Source organism: Flavobacterium wongokense, assembly GCF_021608265.1.
GTDB lineage: Bacteria > Bacteroidota > Bacteroidia > Flavobacteriales > Flavobacteriaceae > Flavobacterium > Flavobacterium wongokense.
The window spans coordinates 1,350,038-1,374,993 of the sequence record NZ_JAKIHP010000001.1 but is presented as its reverse complement, the minus strand read 5'-3'; the positions used below and the strand labels follow the sequence as shown (position 1 = coordinate 1,374,993).

25 protein-coding genes are annotated in these 24,956 nt (G+C 38.8%); 10 read left to right on the top strand and 15 right to left on the bottom strand.

Annotation, left to right across the window (positions count from 1 at the left end):
• The 3 genes from L1S31_RS05965 to L1S31_RS05955 all read left to right on the top strand — a co-directional run.
• The coding region (locus L1S31_RS05965; protein ID WP_236463473.1) for a T9SS type B sorting domain-containing protein at positions 1-205 on the top strand (205 nt) is incomplete at its 5' end.
• 6 nt (positions 206-211) lie between these two features.
• The gene (locus L1S31_RS05960; RefSeq protein ID WP_236463471.1) at positions 212-1,210 is read left to right on the top strand and encodes a PorP/SprF family type IX secretion system membrane protein; all 999 of its coding nucleotides are present in this window, start codon (positions 212-214) and stop codon (positions 1,208-1,210) included.
• A gap of 45 nt (positions 1,211-1,255) precedes the next feature.
• Positions 1,256-1,771: a gamma carbonic anhydrase family protein gene (locus tag L1S31_RS05955; protein ID WP_236463469.1), complete on the top strand. Its 516-nt coding sequence runs from the start codon at positions 1,256-1,258 to the stop codon at positions 1,769-1,771.
• 110 nt (positions 1,772-1,881) lie between these two features.
• On the opposite strand, the gene murI is transcribed toward L1S31_RS05955, so the two are convergent.
• From murI to L1S31_RS05915, 8 genes are all read right to left on the bottom strand, one after another.
• On the bottom strand, positions 1,882-2,661 hold the full coding sequence (gene murI / locus L1S31_RS05950; protein ID WP_236463467.1) for a glutamate racemase: 780 nt from the start codon (positions 2,659-2,661) through the stop codon (positions 1,882-1,884).
• Positions 2,662-2,727: 66 nt separating this feature from the next.
• Positions 2,728-3,228, bottom strand: coding sequence for an OmpH/Skp family outer membrane protein (locus L1S31_RS05945; RefSeq protein WP_236463465.1), 501 nt, complete (start codon positions 3,226-3,228; stop codon positions 2,728-2,730).
• A gap of 31 nt (positions 3,229-3,259) precedes the next feature.
• Positions 3,260-4,246 carry an OmpH/Skp family outer membrane protein gene (locus L1S31_RS05940; protein ID WP_236463463.1) on the bottom strand — a complete coding sequence of 329 codons (987 nt, stop codon included), beginning with the start codon at positions 4,244-4,246 and terminating at the stop codon, positions 3,260-3,262.
• Positions 4,247-4,282: 36 nt separating this feature from the next.
• Entirely contained in the window at positions 4,283-7,033 is a 2,751-nt protein-coding gene (locus L1S31_RS05935; RefSeq protein WP_236463460.1) for a BamA/OMP85 family outer membrane protein, read from the bottom strand.
• Positions 6,966-7,706 carry an undecaprenyl pyrophosphate synthase gene (uppS, locus tag L1S31_RS05930; RefSeq protein ID WP_236463458.1) on the bottom strand — a complete coding sequence of 247 codons (741 nt, stop codon included), beginning with the start codon at positions 7,704-7,706 and terminating at the stop codon, positions 6,966-6,968. The genes L1S31_RS05935 and uppS overlap by 68 nt, the downstream gene beginning before the upstream one ends.
• A 3-nt stretch (positions 7,707-7,709) precedes the next feature.
• Complete coding sequence (gene porG / locus L1S31_RS05925) at positions 7,710-8,396, bottom strand: type IX secretion system protein PorG (RefSeq protein WP_236463456.1); 687 nt, start codon at positions 8,394-8,396, stop codon at positions 7,710-7,712.
• A gap of 167 nt (positions 8,397-8,563) precedes the next feature.
• Positions 8,564-9,442, bottom strand: a complete 879-nt coding sequence (locus L1S31_RS05920) for an NAD kinase (protein ID WP_236463454.1) — start codon at positions 9,440-9,442, stop codon at positions 8,564-8,566.
• A 5-nt stretch (positions 9,443-9,447) separates the two neighbouring features.
• Entirely contained in the window at positions 9,448-10,107 is a 660-nt protein-coding gene (locus L1S31_RS05915; protein WP_236463453.1) for a CBS domain-containing protein, read from the bottom strand.
• A gap of 93 nt (positions 10,108-10,200) precedes the next feature.
• Here L1S31_RS05915 and L1S31_RS05910 point away from each other — a divergent pair, with 93 nt between their 5' ends.
• The 6 genes from L1S31_RS05910 to clpX all read left to right on the top strand — a co-directional run bounded on the left by L1S31_RS05910 (position 10,201) and on the right by clpX (position 15,596).
• Entirely contained in the window at positions 10,201-10,914 is a 714-nt protein-coding gene (locus tag L1S31_RS05910; RefSeq protein ID WP_236463451.1) for a pyridoxine 5'-phosphate synthase, read from the top strand.
• Positions 10,915-10,916: 2 nt separating this feature from the next.
• Positions 10,917-11,681, top strand: a complete 765-nt coding sequence (locus tag L1S31_RS05905) for an alpha/beta fold hydrolase (RefSeq protein ID WP_236463520.1) — start codon at positions 10,917-10,919, stop codon at positions 11,679-11,681.
• Positions 11,682-11,707: 26 nt separating this feature from the next.
• Positions 11,708-12,052: a phage holin family protein gene (locus L1S31_RS05900; RefSeq protein ID WP_236463449.1), complete on the top strand. Its 345-nt coding sequence runs from the start codon at positions 11,708-11,710 to the stop codon at positions 12,050-12,052.
• A gap of 81 nt (positions 12,053-12,133) precedes the next feature.
• Complete coding sequence (gene tig, locus L1S31_RS05895; protein ID WP_236463446.1) at positions 12,134-13,462, top strand: trigger factor; 1,329 nt, start codon at positions 12,134-12,136, stop codon at positions 13,460-13,462.
• A 150-nt stretch (positions 13,463-13,612) separates the two neighbouring features.
• Complete coding sequence (gene clpP, locus L1S31_RS05890; protein ID WP_236463444.1) at positions 13,613-14,269, top strand: ATP-dependent Clp endopeptidase proteolytic subunit ClpP; 657 nt, start codon at positions 13,613-13,615, stop codon at positions 14,267-14,269.
• An 88-nt stretch (positions 14,270-14,357) separates the two neighbouring features.
• Positions 14,358-15,596: an ATP-dependent Clp protease ATP-binding subunit ClpX gene (clpX, locus tag L1S31_RS05885; protein WP_236463442.1), complete on the top strand. Its 1,239-nt coding sequence runs from the start codon at positions 14,358-14,360 to the stop codon at positions 15,594-15,596.
• A gap of 46 nt (positions 15,597-15,642) precedes the next feature.
• Here clpX and L1S31_RS05880 read toward each other — a convergent pair whose 3' ends face one another.
• From L1S31_RS05880 to L1S31_RS05865, 4 genes are all read right to left on the bottom strand, one after another.
• Positions 15,643-17,853, bottom strand: coding sequence for a TonB-dependent receptor domain-containing protein (locus L1S31_RS05880; protein ID WP_236463440.1), 2,211 nt, complete (start codon positions 17,851-17,853; stop codon positions 15,643-15,645).
• A gap of 154 nt (positions 17,854-18,007) precedes the next feature.
• The gene (locus L1S31_RS05875) at positions 18,008-18,889 is read right to left on the bottom strand and encodes a DMT family transporter (RefSeq protein ID WP_236463438.1); all 882 of its coding nucleotides are present in this window, start codon (positions 18,887-18,889) and stop codon (positions 18,008-18,010) included.
• The gene (locus tag L1S31_RS05870) at positions 18,886-19,035 is read right to left on the bottom strand and encodes a hypothetical protein (RefSeq protein ID WP_236463436.1); all 150 of its coding nucleotides are present in this window, start codon (positions 19,033-19,035) and stop codon (positions 18,886-18,888) included. The genes L1S31_RS05875 and L1S31_RS05870 overlap by 4 nt, the downstream gene beginning before the upstream one ends.
• Positions 19,036-19,125: 90 nt before the next feature.
• A complete protein-coding gene (locus L1S31_RS05865; RefSeq protein WP_236463434.1) occupies positions 19,126-20,652 on the bottom strand; it encodes a GH3 auxin-responsive promoter family protein in 1,527 nt (508 codons plus the stop codon).
• Positions 20,653-20,718: 66 nt separating this feature from the next.
• Here L1S31_RS05865 and L1S31_RS05860 point away from each other — a divergent pair, with 66 nt between their 5' ends.
• Entirely contained in the window at positions 20,719-21,513 is a 795-nt protein-coding gene (locus L1S31_RS05860; protein WP_236463432.1) for a DUF2797 domain-containing protein, read from the top strand.
• A 79-nt stretch (positions 21,514-21,592) separates the two neighbouring features.
• On the opposite strand, the gene queG is transcribed toward L1S31_RS05860, so the two are convergent.
• Genes queG through ruvB form a run of 3 tightly spaced genes read right to left on the bottom strand, consistent with a single transcriptional unit; the run spans position 21,593 to position 24,893 of the window.
• The gene (queG, locus tag L1S31_RS05855) at positions 21,593-22,522 is read right to left on the bottom strand and encodes a tRNA epoxyqueuosine(34) reductase QueG (protein ID WP_236463430.1); all 930 of its coding nucleotides are present in this window, start codon (positions 22,520-22,522) and stop codon (positions 21,593-21,595) included.
• On the bottom strand, positions 22,519-23,862 hold the full coding sequence (locus tag L1S31_RS05850; RefSeq protein ID WP_236463428.1) for a cytochrome P450: 1,344 nt from the start codon (positions 23,860-23,862) through the stop codon (positions 22,519-22,521). Before L1S31_RS05850 ends, queG begins: the two co-directional genes overlap by 4 nt.
• An 8-nt stretch (positions 23,863-23,870) precedes the next feature.
• Entirely contained in the window at positions 23,871-24,893 is a 1,023-nt protein-coding gene (gene ruvB, locus L1S31_RS05845) for a Holliday junction branch migration DNA helicase RuvB (protein WP_236463426.1), read from the bottom strand.
• Positions 24,894-24,956 lie beyond the last annotated feature (63 nt).

The window sequence follows — 24,956 nt, the reverse complement described above, 5'->3', positions numbered from 1 at the left end:
AAGTGCTCAACTTAACGCCAAAATTTATATATTTGACCGCTATGGAAAATTAATGAAACAAATCAGTGCCAACGGACTTGGATGGGATGGAACATTTAACGGACACCTCCTTCCAGCGGATGATTACTGGTTTACGGTTGACTTCATTGAACCAACCACAGCAGCACCAAAACAATTTAAAGCCCATTTCTCATTAAAAAGATAAATTAAAATGAATTTTAAGAAGATTTATTTATTAGCACTACTAATAGTAGCACAATTTGCAAAATCACAAGAAGGATTACCCGTTTATTCCGATTATTTATCAGATAACTATTATCTGTTACACCCTTCAATGGCGGGAGCAGCAAATTGCGCAAAGCTCAGATTAACTGCCAGACAACAATGGTTAGGCCAAAAAGACGCTCCAGCATTGCAAACCTTAAGTTTCAATGGATCGTTGGGAGAAAGATCAGGTGGAGGTATCATTGTTTTTAACGATAAGAACGGATATCATTCACAAACAGGAATGAAATTAACCTATGCACACCACATCATGTTTTCACGTGATAATGTAGATTTAAACCAGCTTTCATTTGGTATGAGTGCCGGATTCATTCAAAGTAACCTTGATGAAACAAGTTTTTTTGAAAACAATCCTGGTTTTGATCCTGTAATATTTGGTTCAATCCAAAAATCGACTTATTTCAATGTTGATATTGGAGCATCGTATAACTTTTTGGATTTCTATGTACATGCAACTGTTAAAAATGCATTGGCGAGTGACAGAAAACTTTATACCGATAGTGAGCCTGTAAATTTGAGAAGATTCATTTTAAATGCAGGATATACTTTTGGAGATTCGGAAGTCGTTCAATGGGAACCCTCTTTTATGTTCCAATTGGTTACACTTACTCAGGAAAAAACTGTTGATTTAAACCTAAAAGCCTACAAGGATTTGGATTGGGGAAAACTATGGGGAGGTTTATCGTATAGAAGAAGCCTTGATGGTGCTGAATATGTGCAAGGAAATGGAGTAGCGAGTCAAAAACTACAATATGTAACTCCAATCATCGGGGTTAATTATAAACAATTTGTATTCTCATATACTTATTCGCATTTGATGGGAGATGTTAAGTTTGATGCCGGTGGTTTCCACCAACTTACTTTAGGGCTTAATTTATTCTGCAAACCAGAGAAATATCACTGTAATTGTCCTGCGATTAATTAATAAAAATATAACTGTCCCGATTTTATCGGGACAATTTTTTTAGCCATGGTTATAAAAGCTGTTAACGGTAAAAGTCCACAAATTCCAACAGACTGCTTTGTTGCGGAAAACGCTACTATTGTTGGAGATGTGGTATTGGGAGAATCATGCAGTGTGTGGTTTAATGCTGTCATTCGCGGTGATGTTCATTATATTAAAATTGGAAATAAGGTGAACATACAGGATGGTGCAATAATTCACTGCACGTATCAAAAACATCCAACGGAGATTGGCAATAATGTTTCGATTGGGCACAATGCCATTGTTCATGGGTGCAAAATACACGACAATGTACTAATTGGAATGGGTGCTATTGTGATGGATAATTGTATTGTGGAAAGCAATTCGATTGTAGCTGCCGGAGCTGTTGTTACCCAAAACACCGTAATTGAATCTGGGACGATTTACGCAGGTGTTCCTGCCAAAAAGGTAAAAGATATCGACCAATCTGATTTTGCCGGGGAAATTGAGCGTATTTCAAATAATTACGTGATGTATTCAGGTTGGTTTAAAGACTTGTAAAGAAAATCCAAAGTTCTAATTTAGCCCCGATTGTAGTGAAAATCCTCGAAGAGATTGTAGCGGAAAGCGGGAACAATTATCCTAAGACGCAGAATCGTCAGCTCCTAAAATTAAAAATCCTTAACAATTACCGGGTATTGATGCCCGAGGATTTCTGTAAGCACCTTTGGGTTGGAATTGGTATAAAAAACCGCTTCTCCTTTATCCTTCCCTAAATTCAATGCATTTTTTTCCGACAGTATGCTTTTGGTCTGTCTTGCCACAGCTTCGCCCGAATCTATGATTTTGATTTCCTTTGGGAGGATTTTTTGAATTTGCGGAATCAGGTAAGGGTAATGGCTGCAGCCCAATACGAGATAATCGATATTAGCGTCAATCATTGGCTGGAGGTATTGATGCAGCAAGAGGTCCATTTCTTTGGAGTTCATCTCGCCCTGTTCGATAAGCGGAACCAAACGATGTCCAATCTGTTCAATTATTTTGGTATCCTGGAATTTCCCGGCGGTTTCATGAAACAACTCACTATTGAGTGTTCCTTCGGTGGCGAGAATCCCGATTACGTGCTTTTCTGAGTGGATTGCGGCTGGTTTGATTGCCGGTTCAATACCGATAAAAGGAACGTCGTATTTTGCCCTTAATTCCTTTATGGCATTTGTGGTCGCAGTGTTGCAGGCAACGACGATGATTTTGGCATTTTGATTCAGAAGGTATTCTGTATTCTTGATGCTCAGTTCAATAATTTCGTCTTTTGATTTTTGTCCGTAAGGTGCATTCCTACTGTCTGCGAGATAGATGGTATCTTCATTTGGGAGCAAATCGTGGATTTCCCGCCAAATGGATGTCCCTCCGATTCCCGAGTCAAAAAGCCCTATAGGTTTTGTATTGTTCATGAAAACAAAAGTAAAAAAAAACTGCTCAAATAGTTGAGCAGTTTTAGATAGTATTAAGAAATTCTATTAAAATCCTAAATCTTTTTTAACGTCAGCAGTAATGTCCGGACCATCTGCTAAAAGTAAATCAGCTACGTTAAGTACATATTGGTAACCTTTTGCTTTACCAACTTTAGAGATTGAAGCTTTGATTTTATCCATCAATGGTTTTACCATATCCGCTTCTTTCTTTTGTAATTCCTTTTGAGCATTATCTCTGTAATCTGTAATACGTTTTACTAAATCCTGAACTTCAGTCTGACGTGTTTGGTTAACTGCATCTGTTACTGTAGAAGCTTCCTGGTCGTATTTTTTGATTTTTGCCTGATATTCCTCAGCCATTGTTTTATACTCTGCGTCATAAGTTCCGCTCAATTTTTCCAATTGTTTCTGAGCATCAATCATTGCCGGCATTTTTGTAATTATTTCATTTACATCTACATGTGCTGTTTTAGCTTGCGCATTCATAGTATAGCTTGTTCCCAGGCATAACACTGTAGCTAGTAATAATGATTTCAATCGTTTCATTTTAAAAAGTATTAATTAATTATTGTTTTTATTATTCGGTTTTTTGTTTCTTTTCTTCTTTTGCTTTTTTGGCTGCTTCCCTAGCTTCCAATGCTTTTTGTTTTTTCTCTTCCAAAGCTTTTTTTCTTTCTTCTAAAAGTTTGGCTCTTGCTGCTGCTTTTTCTGCTTTTGGATCCGCTACTGCAGTCGAATCAGAAGCTTTGTTTTCTCCTGTTGGAGCTGCGGTTTCATCAGCGGTTTTTTCCTTAGCAGGAACCGTGCCAGCTTTTTTTCCGTTTTTAGCATCTATCAGTTCCTGGCGTTTTGCCTCTTTCTCTGCTTTCTTTCGTTCTGCTTCTGCTTTTCGTTGTGCAACCAAGTCTTCCCTGGCTTTCTTTTTTTCTTCCAATGCTTTTTTACGGGCTTCAAGATTTGGATTATCACTCACAGCATCTTCCAATGCTTCTTTGGCTTCCTGTTCCTTAACCTGTTTTTTAGTCATTTGTTCTCTCTTCTCAGCTCTGGTAATCACTCTGATAACCTGATCACTAATGTCGTATCTTTTTGCTGCGAAAAGCATCGTCAAATCAGAAGATTTGTCAAATACATAATCGTATTTCTTTGCTTCGGCAATATCCTGAACTGCTGTAAAAACCTGATCCTGGATTGGTTTGACCAAGACCGCTTTTTGAGTCATCAAGTCGCCGTCAGGGCCAAATCTTTTTTGCTGGAAATCCAACAATTCGGTTTCCTGGAACTTAATTTCTTCTTCACGCTCATCGATCAATTCTTTTGTCAATAACGCTCTTTCTGTTTTTAACGCATCCTTAAGCTTGGCAATATCAACTTTTTTGGCTTCAATATCCTGCTTCCACTTCTGTGCTTTTTGCTCTAATTGGCTTTTTGCCTCACTATAATCCGGAACATTTTGCAGAATATATTCCATGTCAATGTAACCTATCTTTATACCACGTGACTGTGCGTTGGCCTGAAAAACCGAGGATAAAACTAAAATTGTTATTGCAAAATATTTTTTCATTCGATATATGATTTAGAAATATTGTACCAAATATAATTAAAATTGTTGACCAATTATAAAATGTGTTTCCCAACCATTAGGTTTTGAGTAATTAGGAACAGCATCGAAACCATGTGCGAAGTCAATTCCCAATAATCCGAAGGCTGGCATAAATACCCTCAATCCAAATCCGGCAGAACGTTGCAGTACAAATGGATTGTATTCTTTAAAGTCTTTGAAAGATGATCCTGCCTCAAGGAAAGTCAGCACATAAATCGATGCTGCTGCCTTTAATGTCAGTGGATATCTTAATTCCAACGAGAATTTGTTGTAAACGGTATCTCCGTCCTGCGATGAAAGCGATTGATTTGGATAACCTCTTAACTGAACAACCTCTCTTCCGTCCAATGAAAAGTTCGCCAGACCATCACCACCAACAAAGAATCTTTCAAAAGGAACCAAACCTCTTCCGCTGTTGTAAGCTCCTAAATATCCAAATTCCCCTAGTGCCCTTAATACTAATGCTTTCGACTGGGTTCCGGCAAGCTTGGTATACCAATCTGCCTTAAACTTAAGTTTGTAATATTCCAGCCAGTTGAATTTCTTCTGGTCAACCTTGCCTTTATCGGCTGATGCCTGGGTGTAATCACTTCCAACAGTTTGATAAATCCCTGTATTTTCACCTGTTTCCTTTAAATAATCGTCAATGGCTGCTTCCTGTCCTGATGATGTTGGAATAATTGTCAAGCCGTCTCCTTCCTTATGCTGCAGTTTGTACTCTTTTTGATTTTCCAAATCCGCATAATCAATACCGTTGAATAAGGAATATGGCAATGTGAATTTTGCCGTAATGCTGAATTCAGAACCCGAAGTAGGATAAATTGGGTTTACCCCTTTGTTATTCCTGCTCAATCCAAGCGTATAGGCTAAGTTCCTTGAAGAACCATCTCCAAAGGTAAATAGTCCTGTATTGTAGTTATTCAAATCATAATATTGGAAACTCACCGAGCTTGAAAACACAAAATAATCATCCGGAACGGTCAGCCTTTTTGCAATTCCCATAGACAATGACGTGATGTTAAAGCTTTTGCTTCGGTCAACATTATTGGAACCTCCTGAATATAAAAACTGCTTACTGTGTGACAATGAACTTGAGAAGTTAATTGGTTTTTTCCCTCCAAGCCAAGGCTCAGAGAATGACAAGCTATACGTTTGGAAAAACGAACTCGCCTGCAAACGCAAAGCTACCTTTTGCCCGTCACCCATTGGAAGTGGTTTATAGGCTTCTTTCTTGAACATGTTTCGCGCCGAGAAATTGTTAAACGACAATCCCAGTGTACCGATGAATCCACCGCCACCATAACCTCCCTGAAGTTCAATCTGGCTGGAACCTTTTTCTACAACATTGTATTCAATATCTACAGTTCCTGCAGCTGGATCAACATTTTTGAATTTTGGGTCAATTGCTTCCGGATCAAAGAAGCCTAACTGTCCAATCTCACGAATGGTTCTCACTAAATCTTCCTTGCTGTATTTTTGTCCAGGTTGCGTTCTTAACTCCCTGTAAATTACCCTGTCATTGGTTTTATCGTTTCCAACAACCGTAATGTTATTGAAATAGGCTATTGGCCCTTCGGTAATCCTGATTTCAAAATCGATGGTATCATTGGCCGTTCTGGTCTCAACCGCATTCACATTTGAAAACAGGTAACCATTGTTCTGGTATAAATTGGTAATGTCTTCGCCATCAGGTTTTGATTTGTCAGCGATTCTTTTTTCCAATAATACTCCGTTATAGGTATCTCCTTTTTTGATACCTAGGATTCTTCCCAGCAATTGGTCTGAGTAAACAGAGTTTCCAAGGAATTTAATGTCTCCGAAGTAGTATTTTCTTCCTTCCTCTACCTTAATATTAATGGCAAGTTTGGATTTTTTGGCATTCAAAAACACCGAATCACTAATGATCCTTGCATCCCGATATCCTTTTTCCTTGTATTTATCAACTATAGAGGTTAAATCTTCCTTGTATTTATCTTTAATGAATTTTGAAGCCTTGAAGATACGGATTGGATTGATCTGCTTGGTGTTTTTCATCGCGCCACGCAGTTTGGCATCAGAGAATTTTTCATTGCCTTCGAAATTGATTTTCGAAATCTTAAGTTTATCTCCACGGTCAATGTTCACAAGCATTTTCACCTGATTGCCTTCGGTTGTATCAGGAATGGTTTTTATAAAAACCTTGGTATTGTAGTAACCGTCTTTTTTGTATTTGTTTTCAATGTAGTTTTTAGTCGTAGTAATCAGGTTTTCGTTAACGATTTTTCCTTTTGTAAGTCCGTTGTCCTTAATAAGGTCTTCCACCTTTGATTTTTTAACACCCTGTATTTTTGCCTCGCTCAGTTTTGGAAGCTCTACAATGTTTAAATCCAGCCAGATGCTGTCGCCTTCTATTTTATTTACAAAAAAATCAATATCGCTAAAAAGGCCCAGTTTTCCGAGTTTCTTAATGGCATTGCTGGTTTCTTCTCCGGGAACAGTGATTTGCTGGCCTTTCTCCAACCCTGTAAATGTCACAACCGTTTGTTCATTGTAACTAAGTTTGCCATTTACCTTAACATCTGCTAAAATGTATTTTCGACCTTCATTATAGGGAATCCTGTCTTGGGCATGTAATTGAAAAGCACTTCCAAATAATAGGATTAATAGAAATACTTTTAGGGTTTTAATCTGCACTGAAATTTTATTTAATTTGTTCACTTGTCTTTCCGAATCTGCGTTCTCTTTTTTGATAACTAATAATGGCTGCATATAAATCTTCTTCTTTAAAATCTGGCCATAAAACATCGGTAAAATAAAATTCTGCATAGGCAATCTGCCACAACAAAAAGTTACTAATTCGGTGTTCACCGCTGGTTCTGATTACTAAATCTACATCGGGTAAATTTCGCGTGTAAAGATGCTCATTTATAATTGATTCATCAATAGTGTCTATAGAAATTATATTATTTTTAACTTTCTCACTTATTATTTTAACAACATTTAACAATTCCTCCCTGGAGCCATAGCTCAGCGCCAGTGTCAGGGTCATTCTGCTGTTGTTTTTTGTTTTTTCGATAACCGATAAAAGCTCATTTTTGGCTTTCGCCGGAAGCATATCGATATTGCCAATGCAGTTTAAACGGATATCATTTTTTTCGAGGGTTTTTAATTCATTTTTCAATGAATTTACCAACAGGCTCATCAAGGTATCGACTTCCAGTTTAGGCCTGTTCCAGTTTTCTGTAGAAAAAGCATATAGTGTCAGGTTTTCAATTCCCAACCTGGCGCAGGTTTCAACGGTAACTCTTACTGATTTTGTCCCTTTTTCATGGCCCAGCGCTCTTAAAAGCCCTTGCTTTTTAGCCCAACGACCATTCCCATCCATAATGATGGCAAGATGTTTTGGTAGATTGTCTTTATTTATGTTTTCCAGTAAACTCATTTTTTAATCTGCACAATAACATGGTTTTTCACCAAAGGTATACGTTAGTGTAAACCCTGTAAATACATACCAATCCTTGCTGTTTATATTACCAAATTTCAATGGTTCCAAATTATCATTCTTGGGCAGGCTTCCATCCAGATTGTCGGTGAAAGTGTATCTAGCCCCAACTTCTATTCCGAGAATGAAATTCTCAAGGATATTTCCTTTTATCCCAACTGTCATCGGAATTGCAAAACTGCCAGCCCTGTAATCCTTCTTTGTATCTCCGTTTAAAACATATAATTCGTCATAAATGAAATACGCCAAACCCGAATATACATAAGGCGTTACCTTTCTTTTCAATGATTCATGCAGGTTGAAATCAAAAAAATTGAATTCAAGCCCAGCCGAAAATTCCTTTATCTCATTTTTAAAACTATAGCCTCTCTGAACTCTTGCCGGCACTTCTGAATCTAAATCATTTCCCGAAATGGTCGACTGATTATAGGCAAACCTATAGGAATGCCTTGGGCTTTTGTTCCATTTGTACAATATTCCAAAGGCTATTTCATTTGGGTCAACATAATTGGTTTTACCCACATCGCCAATGAAATTGCTTCCTCCTAAGAATACACCAATTTCATGAATTTGTGCAGTCAGAACATTTTGGAAAATCAGACAAAAAAATAATACTAAAATCTTTTTCATTAAAATTGAAAATAGCGTGCAAATATAATAATTCTCAGTACTTAATTAACATGATTTTAGGATTTCTGTTAAATAAAACAAAGTGCTGAGAATTATTAATGTTGCAACAGTTTATATTCTAAACGTAATTTTTAGAATTGTAGTATAAAACGAAAGTTAAAAAGTTGCTAATTTCTTTTGTCTTCGCCCCAAAGCAGCTTGTTGCGGAGCGTTTTAAGGAAAGTTTCTTCGGGAATTTCAACCATCCTGATTTTGAATGGTGTTTTCTTGATTACCAACTCCGAATTATTATTGATGGAACTGATCCTCGAATCCAAAGAAACCAAATATTGCTCTTCCCTTCCCGAAACCTTGAGCCTGATTTCGGTATCATCAGGAATTACGAGTGGTCTTGCTGTAAGATTATGCGGTGCAATAGGTGTAATTACAAACCCTTTTACTTCGGGCGTCAATATTGGCCCGCCACAACTCAATGAATATCCGGTGGAACCTGTTGGTGTCGAAATAATAAGGCCATCAGCCCAATACGAGTTTAAATATTCTCCGTTCAGATAGGTGTCAATCGTAATCATCGAAGTGGTGTCCTTGCGGTTTACCGAAACTTCGTTCATCGCAAAATCTATCTCGATTCCGGCATCTGGCGAACATTGCATGCTTAGCAATGCCCTTTCAGAAATGGTATATTTTTTTTCCAGCACAACCCTAAGAAATGCTTCGATGTTTTCTTTCTGCACTTTAGCCAGAAAACCGAGACGCCCTGCATTTACCCCAAGCATTGGGATTCCCGAGTCGCGTACATAGGTTGCTGCCCTCAAAATGGTTCCGTCACCACCAATACTGATGAGAATGTCAAAGCTGCTGTCTAAATCGGTGTGCGATGAAAAGGTTTTGTATTCACGCCCAACGATTTCCTGTTCGTACAATATTTTCAGGAACTTTTCCTCAATGACCAATTCAACATTATTCCTGTTGAAAAAAACAAAAATATCCTTGATGATTGGCCTGGTGTCGTTTTGATAATATTGTCCGAAGATGGCAACTTTCATACTCGTTAGATATTAAGGTATTTATCCAAATATTCCGAACGTTCCTTTAAGGTATTCAAATAATCATCTTCCTGATGTTCCGAGATGATTTCGTAGTTGTAACGACGGAATGACTGAATGATTTCATTCATGCTGCCCAACGTGGTTTTGATGGTTATCTGCACTTTTTCAGCATCAGCCTGAGAAACAAAAACGCCCAGAAGCTTTCCATTGTTGCTTTCCACGATTTGCGTAATCTGGCTCATTGAATAGTCAGCAACCGGTTTTTCAACCACTATGATTCCACCTGTTTCCTTGAGGAATGGCGTTTCATTCAAAAATTTTATAATATCAGTGATTTCGTAATAGCCTATGTATTTATTGTTTTCATCCAAAATCGGAACAACATTGGCATTGTTTCGGGCAAAAACCTCTAAAATATCCAACCAAATCATCGTCGTTCTGACAAAAAAACCTTCAAGCGTATAACGATAATCGGTAATGGGTTTTTGTGCTTCAAATGTTTCTACATCAACAGCCGAAATGCTACCTATATATATGTCATTATCCATAACCGGAAAATGGGAATAATTAATATCTACAAAGAATTCCTGAACGTCCGTCACAGAATCCGTACTCGAAAAAGGTTTGAAATCGTTATTAATGTACTCTGAAAGTTGCCTCATATATTCTTTTCTTTTAGCGACTGCAAAATAATCAAAATTTGCGATATGACGGCGTAGTTTTACTTTGTATTTTTGTAATCATATTTTTATCAGATGACAAAATTAAGCGTAAACATCAACAAAATAGCGACATTGCGAAATGCCCGCGGAGGCAATGTCCCTGATTTATTGCAGGTTGCCAAAGACATCCAACAATTTGGCGCACAGGGAATCACTATTCACCCAAGACCAGACGAAAGGCACATCCGTTATCAGGATGCGCGCGATTTGCGTCCGGTTGTTTACACCGAGTTCAACATCGAAGGCAATCCGCAGCACAATTTTATCGATTTGGTTTTGGAATGCAAACCCGAACAGGTGACTTTGGTTCCCGATGCCATTGGCGCGATTACCTCTTCTGCTGGCTGGGATACTGTGAAAAACGAATCCTATTTAACCGAAGTCATTGCCGAATTCAAACGCAACGGAATCCGTACTTCAATTTTCGTTGATCCGGTTTTGGGAATGATTGAAGGCGCCAAAAAAACAGGAACAGACCGCATCGAATTGTATACCGAAGCCTTTGCGCATCAATATGGCTTGGGAAATCAAAACGCCATCGAACCTTATACAAAAGCAGCAGTTTTATGCAACGAATTGGGAATCGGAATTAATGCCGGTCATGATTTGAGTTTGGATAACATCCAATTCTTCAAGGAAAACATTCCGGGATTATTGGAAGTTTCGATTGGCCATGCCTTGATTTCCGAAGCTTTGTATCTTGGATTGGAAAACGTAGTCAGTCAATATCTTCAAAAACTGAAATAATGCTGTTACACTCCAGAATCGAAGGCGAAGGCACACCTCTTTTAATCATTCACGGTTTTATCGGAATGTCTGATAATTGGAAATCATTTGGTTCGCTTTATGCCGCTGAAGGCTTTCAGGTGCACATGGTTGATTTGAGGAATCACGGAAAGAGTTTCCATTCGGATGAATTCAGTTATACGGCAATGTCAAACGATATTTTGGAATATTGCCAACATTATAATTTGGCCAATGTTTCAATAATCGGGCATTCCATGGGCGGAAAAGTAGCGATGCTTTTTGCGACGACTTATCCCGAAATGGTTGAGAAATTAATCGTTGCCGATATTGGCCCAAAATATTATGCGCCACATCATCAGGACATTTTAGCCGGATTGAATACTGTCGATTTTTCAACAAAACCCGACAGAGCTCAGGTAGAAGAAATCTTATATCCGTTCATTCCCGATTTTGGCACACGCCAGTTCCTGATGAAAAATTTATATTGGAAGGAACCAGGCCAATTGGATTTTAGATTCAATCTCCCTGTTTTCAATGCGAAGATTGAAGGAATTGGCGAAGCATTGCCTGAAGCCAATCATTTTGACAAACCAACGCTTTTCATCCGTGGCGGAAATTCGAAATACGTTTTGGATTCCGATTTTCCTGAAATCAAAAAACACTTCCCAAATGTTGAATTTGCTACAATTCCGAATGTTGGCCATTGGCTTCATGCCGAAAACCCGAAAGGATTTTTTGAGGAAACGGCAAGGTTTTTGACAAGCTAAAATTTTTAAAATTAAAAACTAACTTTATGAAACTACTTTTTAGAATATTAATCACCGCACTTTTAGTTCTGGGCTTAGCCAAAATCATGAAAGGCGTTATCGTAGACGAATTTACCACAGCACTTACCGTAGCTATCGTTTTGGGCTTGCTCAACTTTTTTGTAAAACCAATTCTGGTGCTCTTTACTTTACCTGTAACCGTTATCACGCTGGGACTATTCCTTTTGGTAATCAATACGATAATGATTCAGCTTTGCGACTATTTTATCGACGGCTTCCGAATCAGTTCGTTTTGGACCGCCATGCTCTTTAGCATCGTTTTATCACTTTCGCAATCATTGGTTTACCAAATCACAGGCGACACGAAATAAGAGCGTTAAAATCAACAAAATAAACTTGGTTGGGTTGCAGAAATGTTATAATTTTGCAACCCAATTTTAGTATATATAAAAATGAATATTACAAGAAATAACGTAGATGCATTAAATGCAGTTGTTACTGTAGAAGTAGCAAAAAATGATTATGCAGAAAAAGTTGAAAAAGTATTAGCTGATTATAGAAAAAATGCTAGTATTCCTGGCTTCAGAAAAGGCGCAGTTCCAATGAGCCTTATCCAAAAACAATACGGAAAAGCAGTATTGCTGGATGAAGTAAACAAATTGCTACAGGACAATTTGAATAACTATTTGGTTGAAGAAAAATTAGATATCCTTGGAAATCCGCTTCCAAAAATCACGGAAGATTTCAATTGGGATAATGATGATTATAAATTTGAATTCGAATTAGGACTGGCTCCGGAATTCAGCGTTGACTTAGGGGCAAAAAATGATTTGGTACAATACAAAATCGTTGCCGATGACAAAATGCTGAACGACCAGGTTGCACGTATCCAAAAACAATACGGAAAACTAATCGCAAAGGACACTGTTGAAGAAGGAGATGATGTTTCGGGTATTTTTGCCAATGCAGAAAACGGAATCAACAACAGGACTACTTTGTCATTAGACGTTTTCAAAGACAAAAAGACTGCAAAATCCTTTATCGGTAAAAAAGTTGGCGATGTCGTAACTTTAAAAACCAAAGGTTTGTTTGATGATGATCACAAATTAATGGATTTTCTTGCTGTTTCCCACGATGATGTTCACGGTTTGGATATCGAGGTTACTTTCACAATTGATGAAGTGGTTGGTCACGAACCGGCAAACTTAGACCAGGAATTATTTGATAAATTATTCGGGCCAAAAGTAATTACTTCGGTTGCCGAATTGAAAGCTAAAATCAAGGAAGATGCTGAAAAGCAATTTTCGCAACAATCGGATCAGAAATTCCTAAACGATGTTACTGAATTTTTGATTGCAAGCACTAAGTTTGATCTGCCAGCTGCCTTCCTAAAAAAATGGATCCAAAATGCAGGTGAAAACCCAATGAGCGCTGAAGAAGCAGAAACAGAATACAACAAGTCTGAAAACGGATTGCGTTACCAGTTAATTGAAGGTAAGGTAATGTCAGAAAACGGTTTGCAACTGACTTTTGATGAGTTGAAAAACTATACGTCTGAAGTGATTAAAAGACAAATGGCACAATTCGGGCAAATGAATCCTACAGACGAAGATGTTCAGGGAATTGTGGCTCGTGTAATGTCAAACCAGGACGAAGTAAAACGTTTGTCTGAGCAGGTTATGAGCGAAAAAATGCTTAACTTATTCAAAGACAAGGTAAAAGCAAAAACAAAAGAGGTTTCTTATGACGATTTCATCAAAGCGATGTACGGTGAGATTTAATTAGAAAAATTACTATATTTGAGCGTCTGAGTCGGTAATGGCTTTGGCGCTTTTTTATTTTTTTGTCATCTTGTCATACCTAAAAAGAAGGCATGGACTTTGACTAAAACAAAACTCATAACTTTTAACTCATAATTCATAACTTATAAAATGGACTACGGAAAAGAATTCAAAAAATTTGCTACCAAAAAACATGGCGTAAACAGTTTATATTACGATAAAATCGTAGGTAGCATGACGCCTTATATCATTGAAGAAAGACAGCTTAATGTTTCCCAACTTGACGTATTCTCACGTTTGATGATGGACAGGATCATCTTCATGGGGACTGGAGTTGACGATTACATGGCCAACATCATCCAGGCACAATTACTGTTTTTGGAAAGCGTTGATGCTTCCAAAGACATCCAAATCTACATCAATTCTCCAGGTGGAAGCGTGTATGCAGGATTGGGGATTTATGACACCATGCAGTACATCCGACCTGACGTAGCAACCATCTGTACCGGAATGGCAGCTTCAATGGGCGCTGTTTTACTTTGTGCCGGTGCGCCAGGAAAACGTTCCGCTTTACCACATTCAAGGGTAATGATCCACCAGCCTTCAGGAGGAGCACAAGGTGTTGCAACCGATATGGAAATCAACCTGAAGGAAATGTTGAAACTGAAAGACGAATTGTACCAAATCATTTCAAAACATTCAGGACAAACGTTTGAAAAAGTACACAAGGATTCAGAACGTGATTACTGGATGATTGCCGACGAAGCGAAGGAATACGGAATGATTGATGAAGTTTTAAGAAGATAAATAAAGTTCCAAAGTTACAGAGTTTCAAAGTTCCAAAGTAAACGGACTTAGCGACTTTGCCTCTTTGCTACTTTGCAACCCCAAAAATATGGCAAAACAAGTTTTAGAATGTTCCTTTTGTGGACGGAAAAAACCAGAAACTAATCTGTTGATCGCCGGTGTAAATGCGCATGTCTGCGACAGATGCATCGAGCAGGCACACGGAATAGTAATGGAAGAATTGAGATCGGGCGGAACAGCAATTTTGAAATCAAATGCAGATTTGATTTTGAAAAAGCCAAGAGAAATCAGGGAGTTTTTGGATCAGTACGTTATTGGCCAGGAACAAACCAAAAAAGTAATGTCGGTGGCAGTATACAACCACTATAAAAGATTGATGCAGCTGCAACACGAAGAAGATGTTGAGATTGAAAAATCAAACATCATTATGGTGGGGCAAACCGGAACCGGGAAAACATTGGTAGCCAAAACCATTGCAAAAATGCTCGAGGTTCCGCTGGCAATTGTCGATGCTACAGTGTTGACCGAAGCCGGTTATGTTGGTGAAGATGTGGAAAGCATCCTAACCCGATTATTACAGGCTGCAGATTATGATGTTGCCAAAGCTGAACGCGGAATCGTATTCATAGACGAAATTGATAAGATTGCACGCAAAAGCGACAATCCATCGATAACACGTGATGTTTCGGGCGAAGGAGTACAACAGGCACTTTTGAAATTATTGGAAGGAACGGTAGTAAATGTCCCGCCAAAAGGTGGAAGAAAACATCCCGATCAGAAATTCATCGAAGTGAATACCAAAGACATCCTGTTCATTGCCGGTGGTGCTTTTGATGGCGTTGAAAGAATCATCTCCAAAAGGCTCAACCGTCAGGCAATTGGTTATTCCACATCGAGAAATGCAGAAGGAATCGACAAAAACAATCTGCTGCAATACATCATCCCGAAAGATATTAAGGATTTTGGATTGATTCCCGAAATCATTGGGCGTCTTCCGGTGTTAACACACATGGATCCTTTGGATAAGGAAACGCTTCGCGCGATTTTGACCGAGCCAAAAAATGCCTTAATCAAGCAATACGAAAAGCTGTTCGCGATGGATGATGTGAAGTTCACAATTTCCAACGATGCACTCGATTACATTGTGGAAAAAGCTTTGGAATACAAGCTTGGAGCAAGAGGTTTGCGATCGCTTTGCGAAGCAATCCTAACCGATGCGATGTATGATTTACCGGGTTCAGATGAAAAGGAACTGCACGTAGATTTAGAATACACGCAACATGCACTGAGCAAGAATTTATTAAAACGACTAGAAATAGCTTCATAAAAAAATCCCTCTTTCGAGGGATTTTTCATTTAACACTCAAATCAAATTATCTACCAAAACCGCCACTGCTTTTTACTTTTTCAGTTTCGATTTCAGTATTTTCTTTTTTCAGGCTAAGGTTTCCAAAGTTATAAACCAGGGAAAGCCTGAAGTTTCTTGAATCCTGTTTTTGGTAATATTGGGTCTCCAGGTTTGTTGACGAAACCAAAGCATTAACCTCATTCGAGTTGAACACATCAAAACAATGTACACCCACTTTCAGGTTTTTGTTCATAAACTCTCTGGAAAAAGAGATATCAAACTCCTGGATCGGTTTGGTGATGTTGTAAATTTCCCATGTTCCTTTTTGCAAAATAGTATACGATATATTATTTTTAATTTCCCATGGCAGGATAAACTGCGCTTCAGCTGCATAGTTCATGACTGGTTTATTTTTAAACGAAAAGTCGTAACCTTCTGTTGTTGTTTTGATATAATTTATATTGATGAAAATATAATTCATCTTGTCCATGTTGTTCATCCTTTTTTCAAATTCGGCTTTGCCTTTGAAAAAATAATCTATCGGAATTGGAAACGAGGCATAGAAACTCAGCGTCTTGAATTTGTCAAACTGATGGAACGTGGAATTACTCACCAATTCTCCCGGATTGGCTTCAAAAATGAAAAGGTTTTTATCCTTGGCAATCGTATAATTCGCTCCTAAAGTCACAAACTCATAGGCATTCAGCTTTAACTCAAAATTGTCAAAATAGGTTGGGTCTAATAATGGATTTCCGTTTGAGGTATTGTATTGGTCAAAATTGGCAAAGTAATTTGGATCCAATGTGTTGTAATCGGCCTGCTGGATTTTTTTGGAATACGAAGCCGATAATTTGACGTTGTCATTAAACTGATACAACGCACTCACATTCGGGAAAAAGTTGGTATTCTTGAAATTCACCTTCGTGACGTCACCATCCTGAACCGCTGTTCGATCCACCTTGTAATTCTCAAAACGGATTCCGGCTGCAAAATTAAATTTCTTGATTTTCTTCTTCGCCTCTACGTAAAAGGCAAGATTGTCTTCCGTATAATCAAAATCGGTTATCGATTCAGTCGCACTCAAATTGTAAGTCCCAATATCGTCAACTTTAATGGTGTTGAACTTTCCTCCGGTATTCAGGGTCAAATCCAATTTGTTAAACGGAATTGAAAAATCGTATTTCAAATAATAATTAGCCAGTTTAAAATCCACTTTCCCATTATAGGATGTTGGCGTACCATTATCAAAACCACTTGAAGTCGTTATTGGATTTTTATCATAGAAATTGCTGAAGGCTGTAATGTCCAAAGTTTTTCCGATGGTATCCAACTTGGTTTTATACTGCAAACTCAACTCATGGTTGTTGCTTTTAGCGTGGACCATGCTTTTATTGGTATAATCAATTCCGGTTCCCAATGTGCTTGAGTTACGGTCAACACGGTCATTCGCCAAATTCACATTATAATTAAATAACAGATTTGACTTTTCGCTGAGTTTGTAATTGGTTCCTGTCCTCCAGTAAAAGTTTCGATTGGTTATAACCGATAGGTTTTTTTGGATAAGATGTTCCTGCGGATTGAAGGAAGTAAATATCTGGTCGCTTTTGTTCTTATTTTCGTTATCAATATAATTGTAGCCAATCATCGTCTGCCAACTCAAATCCTTTGTCTTTCCATTGAGAAGGATCTGCGGACTTGGCTTTTGGTATTTGTTGAAATTGTAATTGATGTTAAAGCTCGCATTGATACCTTTCTTTCTTTTGGTACTGGTAACGATGTTAATGATAGAGCCACTCGAACTGGCATCATAAGCTGCTCCGGGATTATAGATTAATTCTATTTTTTCGATTGCATTTGCCGGAAGTGTGGCCAAATAATTCTGCAAATCGGTTCCGCTTAACGTGCTTGGTGCGCCATCTATATAAATGGAAACTCCTTTGCTGTTCAACGTAATGCTTCCTGTGGGCGAAGTAATTACTCCCGGAAGTTTCTTAACGGCTTCAAGGCTGCTTCCGCTGTTGAGCATGGCATTGTCCCTAACATTAACCGTAGTCTTGTCAGATTCAACTTTGAGGTACTGTTTTTTGTTGCCATAAACAGTAACTTCCTTTAATTCGTTTGTCTTGGTTTTTTTGACTGTATCCTGAACAGTCGGATTGGATTGCTCCTGAGGTGCTTCTTGTGCAAAGGTCATGGCCGTCACAAGTAAGCACAGGGTAATGCTTAGTGATTTCATTTTTGATTGATGTTATTCTGGTGCTTTCGAAATAATCTACGGCCTCAGATGATTGATGATTTTCTCCGCTGCGCTCCGAACAATTCGGCTGCGCCTCGAGTGATGATTGCCCATAAGACTACATCAGAAATCATTTGTTACAAAACAATCAAAATTATTTTGCTTTTTTATAATTAACAATGACTACACCACTAATAATCAGTATAGTTGCAATGACAATGCGGCTTGTAATTATTTCGTCTAAGATTAACCAGCCAAGGAATAAAGCCACCACTACATTCACATAAGACAAAACCGTAACCTTCGTTGCCGGCAATTGTGAAATCAGATAGCTAAACGCAACATAACCTACAACAGAGCCAAATAAGGCCAGGTAAATCATGGCGGAAATGCTTCGGGTTGTCCAGGTTTCTATTTGGATATCGGGAGTTAGATAAAACTGCGTCATACACAAAACCACTCCGGCAATCAGCATCTGAACACAAACATTCATCAGCATAGACAAAGCATTTTCGCTTCCTCTTTTCATAATGATGGTTCCCACTGCCCAGGCTAAAATTGCCAACAACAGCGCACAAATTCCCTGTCTGTATTCGGGAATCAACAAATCGGAAAGGCTGCTCTGATAGATGAGGAAGATGCCAAACATTCCCAATACAATTCCCAAAACGGTTTTAACCGATAGTTTTTCATAACCCATAATCAGGTTCAAAACCAAAACACAGAATGGCGAAAGTGTGGAAATCAACGATGCCAAACCACTTGTTATAAACTTTTCAGAATAAGTTGTCAGGCCATTTGCCAAAACAATCATCAATATCGACAATACAAAGGCACGGAAAAACTGTTTCGGGCTGACCTTTTCTAACTTCTTTTGGGAGAATAAATAACAAAAAATAATGGTACCCGAAATCAGGTTTCGGATACCAGCTAAGATAAATGGGGGAATCGATTCAACGCCAACACGTATGGCTAAGAAAGTTGTTCCCCAAAAGAACGCGACACAAAATAACGCGAGATACAGTTTTGTTTTCAAACAACAGGATTGTTTTGAATTGTCTTTTGCGTTGGCGGGTGTTCTACCACACGACCTCCTCCTGGCCCGCCACAAACCCTTCCGGGATGCGATGCGCAGGAAATTACGAAAACCGACAATAATGCTACATAAATTATTTTCTTCATTTTTATTTTTTTGGAAACATATACGTTATTAAACGCGTCTGGTTTCCAAATGATATGCCAAATATTTCTTTGTCAGGTTTTTACAGAAACCTATTGGGCAACATCAATCTGCATATTCTTTAATTGTTCCAGGTAATCCCTTTCGTTGGAAAGCCTTGGTATCTTATGCTGCCCACCCAATTTATTGTTTTCCTTCAGCCAGTCATAAAATAGATTTTCCCTTGCCACATTGACAGCCAAAGGATTCAGCGTCATGTTGTTGTAACGTTTGGCTTCATAATCGGAATTGAGGGATTGTAGATTCTCATCTAGTAGTTTTTGAAATAGTTGAATGTCCTGAGGATGTTTCTTAAATTCAATCATCCATTCGTGTGAGCCCTTTTCTTTCCCTTTCATGAAAACCGGCGCAACCGTATAATCCTTTACTTCGCAGTCTAAAACTGAACAGGTCTTGGACAACGCCATGTCGGTGTTTTCCACCATTAATTCTTCCCCAAACACATTGATGTAATGTTTGGTCCTTCCTGAAACGCGGATTCTATAAGGTGATAAAGATGTAAACCGAACCGTATCGCCAATCATATAGCGCCACAATCCTGCATTTGTTGTAATGACAACCGCATAATTCCTGAACAGCTCCACATCTGCAAGACGGATCACTTTTTGGTTTTCGGTTCCAAAGGTATCCATCGGAATGAACTCATAAAAGATTCCGTAATCGAGCATCAGCAGTAAATCATTGGAATAATTCAAATCCTGGATTGCAAAAAACCCTTCAGAAGCATTGTAGATTTCATAATATTTGAAATTATTCTGCGGCAATATCTTCTTGTATTGTTCTCGGTAAGGTTCAAAACTTACGCCGCCATGAAAATACACTTCGAGATTTGGCCATAATTCCGTAATGCTTTCCTTTCCGGTTTCTGTCATTATCCTATTAAGCAAGACCAACATCCAGGATGGAACTCCGGCAAAGCTGGTTACATTTTCGTTTTTGGTCTCGTTGATGATGTGGGTCAGTTTGGTTTCCCATTCGCTCATCAATGAAATTTTGCTGCTTGGTGTACTGCTGAATTCGGCCCAAATAGGCATGTTCTCAATCAATATCGCAGACAAATCCCCAAAATAGGTATTGTTATTTTCATAAATCTGCGAACTTCCGCCAAGCCGAAGGCTTTTCCCCAAAAACATTTCAGAGTTTTCATTATTGTTTAAATACATGCACAACAAATCCTTGCTTCCTTTGTAATGGCAGTTTTCAAGTGCTTCGTTGCTTACCGGAATAAATTTGCTTTTGGCATTGGTGGTTCCGCTCGATTTGGCAAACCATTTTATCGGTGTATTCCAAAAAACATTCTGAGCGCCTTTTCGCGTAAGTTCAATCATTGGTTCCAAATCCTCATAAGTGGAAACCGGAACCCTTTCTGAAAAAGTCTGATAGGATTTAATACCTGCAAAATCATATTTCTGCCCAACCACCGTTTCTTCCGAAGACCTGATAAGGTTCATCATCAGCTCTTCCTGAACCTCATGCGGGTATTTCAGGAACAATTCAATCTGATGAATGCGCTGTTTTAAAACCCAGGAAGCAATAGAATTTATTAATGGTATCGGCATGTTTTGGATTTATGGTTTGCGATGTATAACTTTACCAAATATAGCAAATAAACTCAAAAATAAGCGATGACATACGAAGGTGTATTAACAAAGATGCAAACAGAATTCTCTAACCCAATTCAGTATTACCTGGTTTTTGAGAATAGTTTCCTGAGTTTGAATCAGTTGTTGGGCAAGCCAATGGAAATCAGTTTTGTCGGTTACCAATGTTTGAATTGCGGTAAGAAGAAAAAGATTTTCCGCCAGGGATTTTGCTATGATTGTTTTATGAGCTCTGCTGCTGCAGGCGATTGGATTATGAGGCCCGAATTGAGCACAGCACATCTTGACATTGAGGACCGCGATTTGGAATACGAAAAGAAAGTCCAGTTGCAACCCCACATTGTATACCTGGCATCATCCAGTGAAGTTAAGGTTGGTGTAACCCGAGGAACCCAGGTACCAACACGTTGGATTGACCAAGGCGCCACGCATGCCATCTGTATTGTTGAAGTCCCAAACCGCTATCTGGCCGGTATCACCGAGGTGGCACTGAAAAACCACTTTACCGATAAAACCAACTGGCAGAAAATGCTCAAAAACGAAATTTCGACTTTAGACATCATCCAGGAAAAAAGACAGATAAAGGATTTATTGCCTGCTGAAGTCCATGAGTATTTTTACCCCGAAAAGGAAGACATCCACGAATTGGTTTACCCTGTTTTGCAATATCCGACTAAGGTGAATTCACTCAATTTGGATAAAACGCCAAATTTCACCGGAAAATTAACGGGAATCAAAGGACAATACCTAATCTTTGAAGACGGAACGGTGTTTAACGTGCGTACGTTTGAAGGTTATGTGGTGAAGATTGATATTTAATTTCAGGAGCAGAAAACCTTCTTTCTTTACAACTGTCTTCCCGCTTTCCGCGCTACATGGTAGCCAGCTTCAATCGGGGCTATTTTAGAAACTCAATATTTCTTTTCAAACCCTCTAATTTTGTTCTTTTCACAGCCGAGTTTTTAAAGACTTTCCTAAAAGTATCTTCGGTGATTTCTTCCCAGTCTTTTTTGGTAAACGAAAGAATTTCAGCATTCGGATTAAAAAGCGGTTCACGATGTGCTTTTGAAAAACGGTTCCATGGGCAGACATCCTGGCATACGTCGCAGCCAAACATCCAGTCGTCCATTTTTCCCTTCATTTCCATCGGAATATTATCCTTTAATTCGATGGTAAAATAGGAAATGCATTTGCTCCCATCCACAACATAAGGAGCCACAATGGCTTCAGTCGGGCAGGCATCAATACAGGCCGTACAGGTTCCGCAATGATCGGTAGTTGCATGGTCATATTCCAATTCCAAATCGACTACTAATTCAGCAATAAAGTAAAAAGAGCCAACCTGCTGCGTCAACAGATTACTGTTTTTGCCAATCCAGCCCAAACCGCTTTTGGCTGCCCAGGCTTTATCTAAAACGGGTGCAGAATCAACAAAGGCACGACCGGAAACATCTCCAATTTCAGTTTGAATCGTGTGTAAAAGTTCTTTTAGTTTTTCCTTGATGACAAAATGATAATCCTGGCCGTAAGCGTATTTCGAAATCTTATAACTCTCTGTATTCTGTGTTTCTGAAGGATAATAATTCAGCAACAGCGAAATCACACTTTTGGCATCATCAACCAGCAAGGTTGGATCCAAACGTTTGTCAAAATGATTTTCCATGTATTTCATTTCGCCATGACGGTTTTGGTTTAACCAATTTTCCAATCGCGGTGCTTCTTCTTCCAAAAATCCAGCTTTCGAAATGCCGCACGACAAAAACCCAAGGCGTTTTGCTTCGGTTTTTATTAGTTGGGAATACTCCCTTTTTTGGGAATCAATTGTCATCTTTTGGAGAAAATTACGGTTGCGCCAACAGGTTTTAAGGTTATCAACGGATTAATCTGCATTTCCTTATGCTGGGATTTGACATGGTATTTTTTTATAATATGCGACAAAGCCAGGCTCATTTCATACATCGCAAAACCAAGCCCGATGCACATTCGTGGACCAGCACCAAAAGGATAGAAATACTTGTAGGATTCCTTTTTTTGTTCACCAAGAAAGCGTTCCGGGTTAAATTCTTCAGGCTTGTCCCAATATTTTGGATTGCGGTGCAGCTCATAAAAAGAAACTCCGATAAGCGTTTTGCCTTTGATTTTGTAGCCCAAAAGTTCATCATCATCAATATTTTCCCTGTCGGTAATCCATGCCGGAGGATACAACCGCATAGATTCATTGATCACGGCATTGATGTAATTCATTTTTTGAAGCTGTTCAACAACATCATCGGTTTCCGATTCAATCTGGATTATTTCATCAAAGACTTTTTGTTGAATTTCCGGGTGGTTTCCCAATAGATGCAAAATAAATGTCAGCGCGTTTGCTGTGGTTTCATGTCCGGCAATGAACAGGATTTTGATTTCGTCTATCAACTGTTGCGTCGACATGGCTTCGCCTGTGTCTTCGTAACGTGTTTCCAAAAGCATGTCGAGCAAATCATTGTGCTGCTCTTCAGAATTTTTGCGTTCCTCGATAATTTTCCCAATAATCACATCGGTTTCCAAAGCTAATTTTTGGTGCTTTTTTACCTGACCACTTAGCTTAAACCAAAAGGCCTTATAAGGCAGACGGATTTCCTTGATGAGAAAGTTCTGCACCTCATGTATGATGATTTTGAGCCGGCTCATTTCTTCCTCTATTGAGATGTGGAACAGCGATTTTGCAACCACATTAAAGGCAAGCTGATTCATGATTGGAAAGGAGGCTACTTCTTTTTCTTCGGGCAAATCCTTTAATTCGGAAATGATGGTTTGCTGCATGTTCTGAACCAGCTGATTCATTTTTTGCTTGTGGAATGCAGGTTGGATCAAACGGCGTTGCTTTAACCAAAAATCGCCATTGACTGTCAACAATCCATGACCGAGGTATTTGGATATGAACTTGGTCTGAAGCTCGGATTTTTGAAAGTTTTTGTGGTGTTTTTGAAGTATGTATTCTGCAACTTCATTGTCTCGGGACAAAATCACATGTTTGGTTTTGCCAATCTTTAATGAAAAGCTATCACCAAACTGATCAAAATATCTTTTGTGAAACGGAATCGGATTTTTGCGGATGCTCTCTGCATTTAATAAGAACCTAAATATCGAAAGTTGTTTTGGATAATTGTATTTCTTATTTTCTGACATGATACTGATTAAAAAAGTCCGCCCTGAATGTTGGTATTGATTTTTCCTAAATGTTTGTATGCTTTCTCGGTAACTTCCCTTCCCCTTGGAGTCCTGACGATAAATCCTTCCTGTATTAGGAATGGCTCGTAAACCTCTTCAATGGTTTCTCCGCTTTCCGAAACGGCTGTAGCCAAAGTTGATAAACCCACAGGTCCACCTTTGAATTTATCGATTATAGTGCTTAGGATTTTGTTATCCATTTCGTCCAAACCGTGAGCATCGACATGCAATGCTTTCAGGGAAAAACGAGCAATTTCGATGTCAATCTTTCCGTTTCCTTTTATTTGGGCGAAGTCACGCACACGTCGTAGAAGGGCATTGGCAATACGTGGAGTTCCCCTGCTTCTTCCTGCAATTTCAATCGCGGCTTCCATAGTGATTGGCATTTTTAAAATGCTGGAACTTCTTTGGACAATTGTAGTTAAAAGTTCGGTGTTATAGTATTGCAACCTGCTTTGAATTCCGAAACGGGCACGCATTGGTGCCGTCAACAATCCGGAACGGGTGGTAGCGCCAACAAGGGTAAACGGATTCAGGTTGATTTGCACTGTTCGCGCATTTGGCCCAGATTCAATCATAATGTCTATCTTGAAGTCTTCCATTGCTGAATATAAATACTCTTCAACAACAGGGCTTAAACGGTGAATCTCGTCAATGAATAAAACATCCCTTTCTTCGAGGTTGGTCAGCAATCCTGCCAAATCACCTGGCTTGTCTAAAACCGGTCCTGAAGTGATTTTGATACCAACGCCTAATTCATTCGCCAATATATTAGCCAAAGTCGTTTTTCCTAATCCTGGCGGTCCATGGAACAGTGTATGGTCTAAAGCTTCCGTCCTTAGATTGGCTGCTTCGACAAAGACCTTTAGGTTTTCGAGCACTTGTTCCTGACCCGTAAAATCGTCAAAGGATAATGGCCTTAACTTTTTTTCAAGGTCGAGTTCTTCAGGATTAAAATTGGAATTGGTGGGATTCAGGTTTTCGTTCATATTACAAATATATAACAAAGTTGCACGCAAATAAAAATGCCTTCCGCAAGAAAGGCATTTGTT

What these genes read in the sequence shown, in the direction of transcription:
- L1S31_RS05960 (WP_236463471.1), top strand. Translation starts at nt 212, where the DNA reads ATGAATTTTAAGAAGATTTATTTATTAGCACTACTAATAGTAGCACAA.
- L1S31_RS05955 (WP_236463469.1), top strand. Translation starts at nt 1,256, where the DNA reads ATGGTTATAAAAGCTGTTAACGGTAAAAGTCCACAAATTCCAACAGAC.
- murI (WP_236463467.1), bottom strand. Translation starts at nt 2,661, where the DNA reads ATGAACAATACAAAACCTATAGGGCTTTTTGACTCGGGAATCGGAGGG.
- L1S31_RS05945 (WP_236463465.1), bottom strand. Translation starts at nt 3,228, where the DNA reads ATGAAACGATTGAAATCATTATTACTAGCTACAGTGTTATGCCTGGGA.
- L1S31_RS05940 (WP_236463463.1), bottom strand. Translation starts at nt 4,246, where the DNA reads ATGAAAAAATATTTTGCAATAACAATTTTAGTTTTATCCTCGGTTTTT.
- L1S31_RS05935 (WP_236463460.1), bottom strand. Translation starts at nt 7,033, where the DNA reads ATGCAGCCATTATTAGTTATCAAAAAAGAGAACGCAGATTCGGAAAGA.
- uppS (WP_236463458.1), bottom strand. Translation starts at nt 7,706, where the DNA reads ATGAGTTTACTGGAAAACATAAATAAAGACAATCTACCAAAACATCTT.
- porG (WP_236463456.1), bottom strand. Translation starts at nt 8,396, where the DNA reads ATGAAAAAGATTTTAGTATTATTTTTTTGTCTGATTTTCCAAAATGTT.
- L1S31_RS05920 (WP_236463454.1), bottom strand. Translation starts at nt 9,442, where the DNA reads ATGAAAGTTGCCATCTTCGGACAATATTATCAAAACGACACCAGGCCA.
- L1S31_RS05915 (WP_236463453.1), bottom strand. Translation starts at nt 10,107, where the DNA reads ATGAGGCAACTTTCAGAGTACATTAATAACGATTTCAAACCTTTTTCG.
- L1S31_RS05910 (WP_236463451.1), top strand. Translation starts at nt 10,201, where the DNA reads ATGACAAAATTAAGCGTAAACATCAACAAAATAGCGACATTGCGAAAT.
- L1S31_RS05900 (WP_236463449.1), top strand. Translation starts at nt 11,708, where the DNA reads ATGAAACTACTTTTTAGAATATTAATCACCGCACTTTTAGTTCTGGGC.
- tig (WP_236463446.1), top strand. Translation starts at nt 12,134, where the DNA reads ATGAATATTACAAGAAATAACGTAGATGCATTAAATGCAGTTGTTACT.
- clpP (WP_236463444.1), top strand. Translation starts at nt 13,613, where the DNA reads ATGGACTACGGAAAAGAATTCAAAAAATTTGCTACCAAAAAACATGGC.
- clpX (WP_236463442.1), top strand. Translation starts at nt 14,358, where the DNA reads ATGGCAAAACAAGTTTTAGAATGTTCCTTTTGTGGACGGAAAAAACCA.
- L1S31_RS05880 (WP_236463440.1), bottom strand. Translation starts at nt 17,853, where the DNA reads ATGAAATCACTAAGCATTACCCTGTGCTTACTTGTGACGGCCATGACC.
- L1S31_RS05870 (WP_236463436.1), bottom strand. Translation starts at nt 19,035, where the DNA reads ATGAAGAAAATAATTTATGTAGCATTATTGTCGGTTTTCGTAATTTCC.
- L1S31_RS05865 (WP_236463434.1), bottom strand. Translation starts at nt 20,652, where the DNA reads ATGCCGATACCATTAATAAATTCTATTGCTTCCTGGGTTTTAAAACAG.
- L1S31_RS05860 (WP_236463432.1), top strand. Translation starts at nt 20,719, where the DNA reads ATGACATACGAAGGTGTATTAACAAAGATGCAAACAGAATTCTCTAAC.
- queG (WP_236463430.1), bottom strand. Translation starts at nt 22,522, where the DNA reads ATGACAATTGATTCCCAAAAAAGGGAGTATTCCCAACTAATAAAAACC.
- L1S31_RS05850 (WP_236463428.1), bottom strand. Translation starts at nt 23,862, where the DNA reads ATGTCAGAAAATAAGAAATACAATTATCCAAAACAACTTTCGATATTT.
- ruvB (WP_236463426.1), bottom strand. Translation starts at nt 24,893, where the DNA reads ATGAACGAAAACCTGAATCCCACCAATTCCAATTTTAATCCTGAAGAA.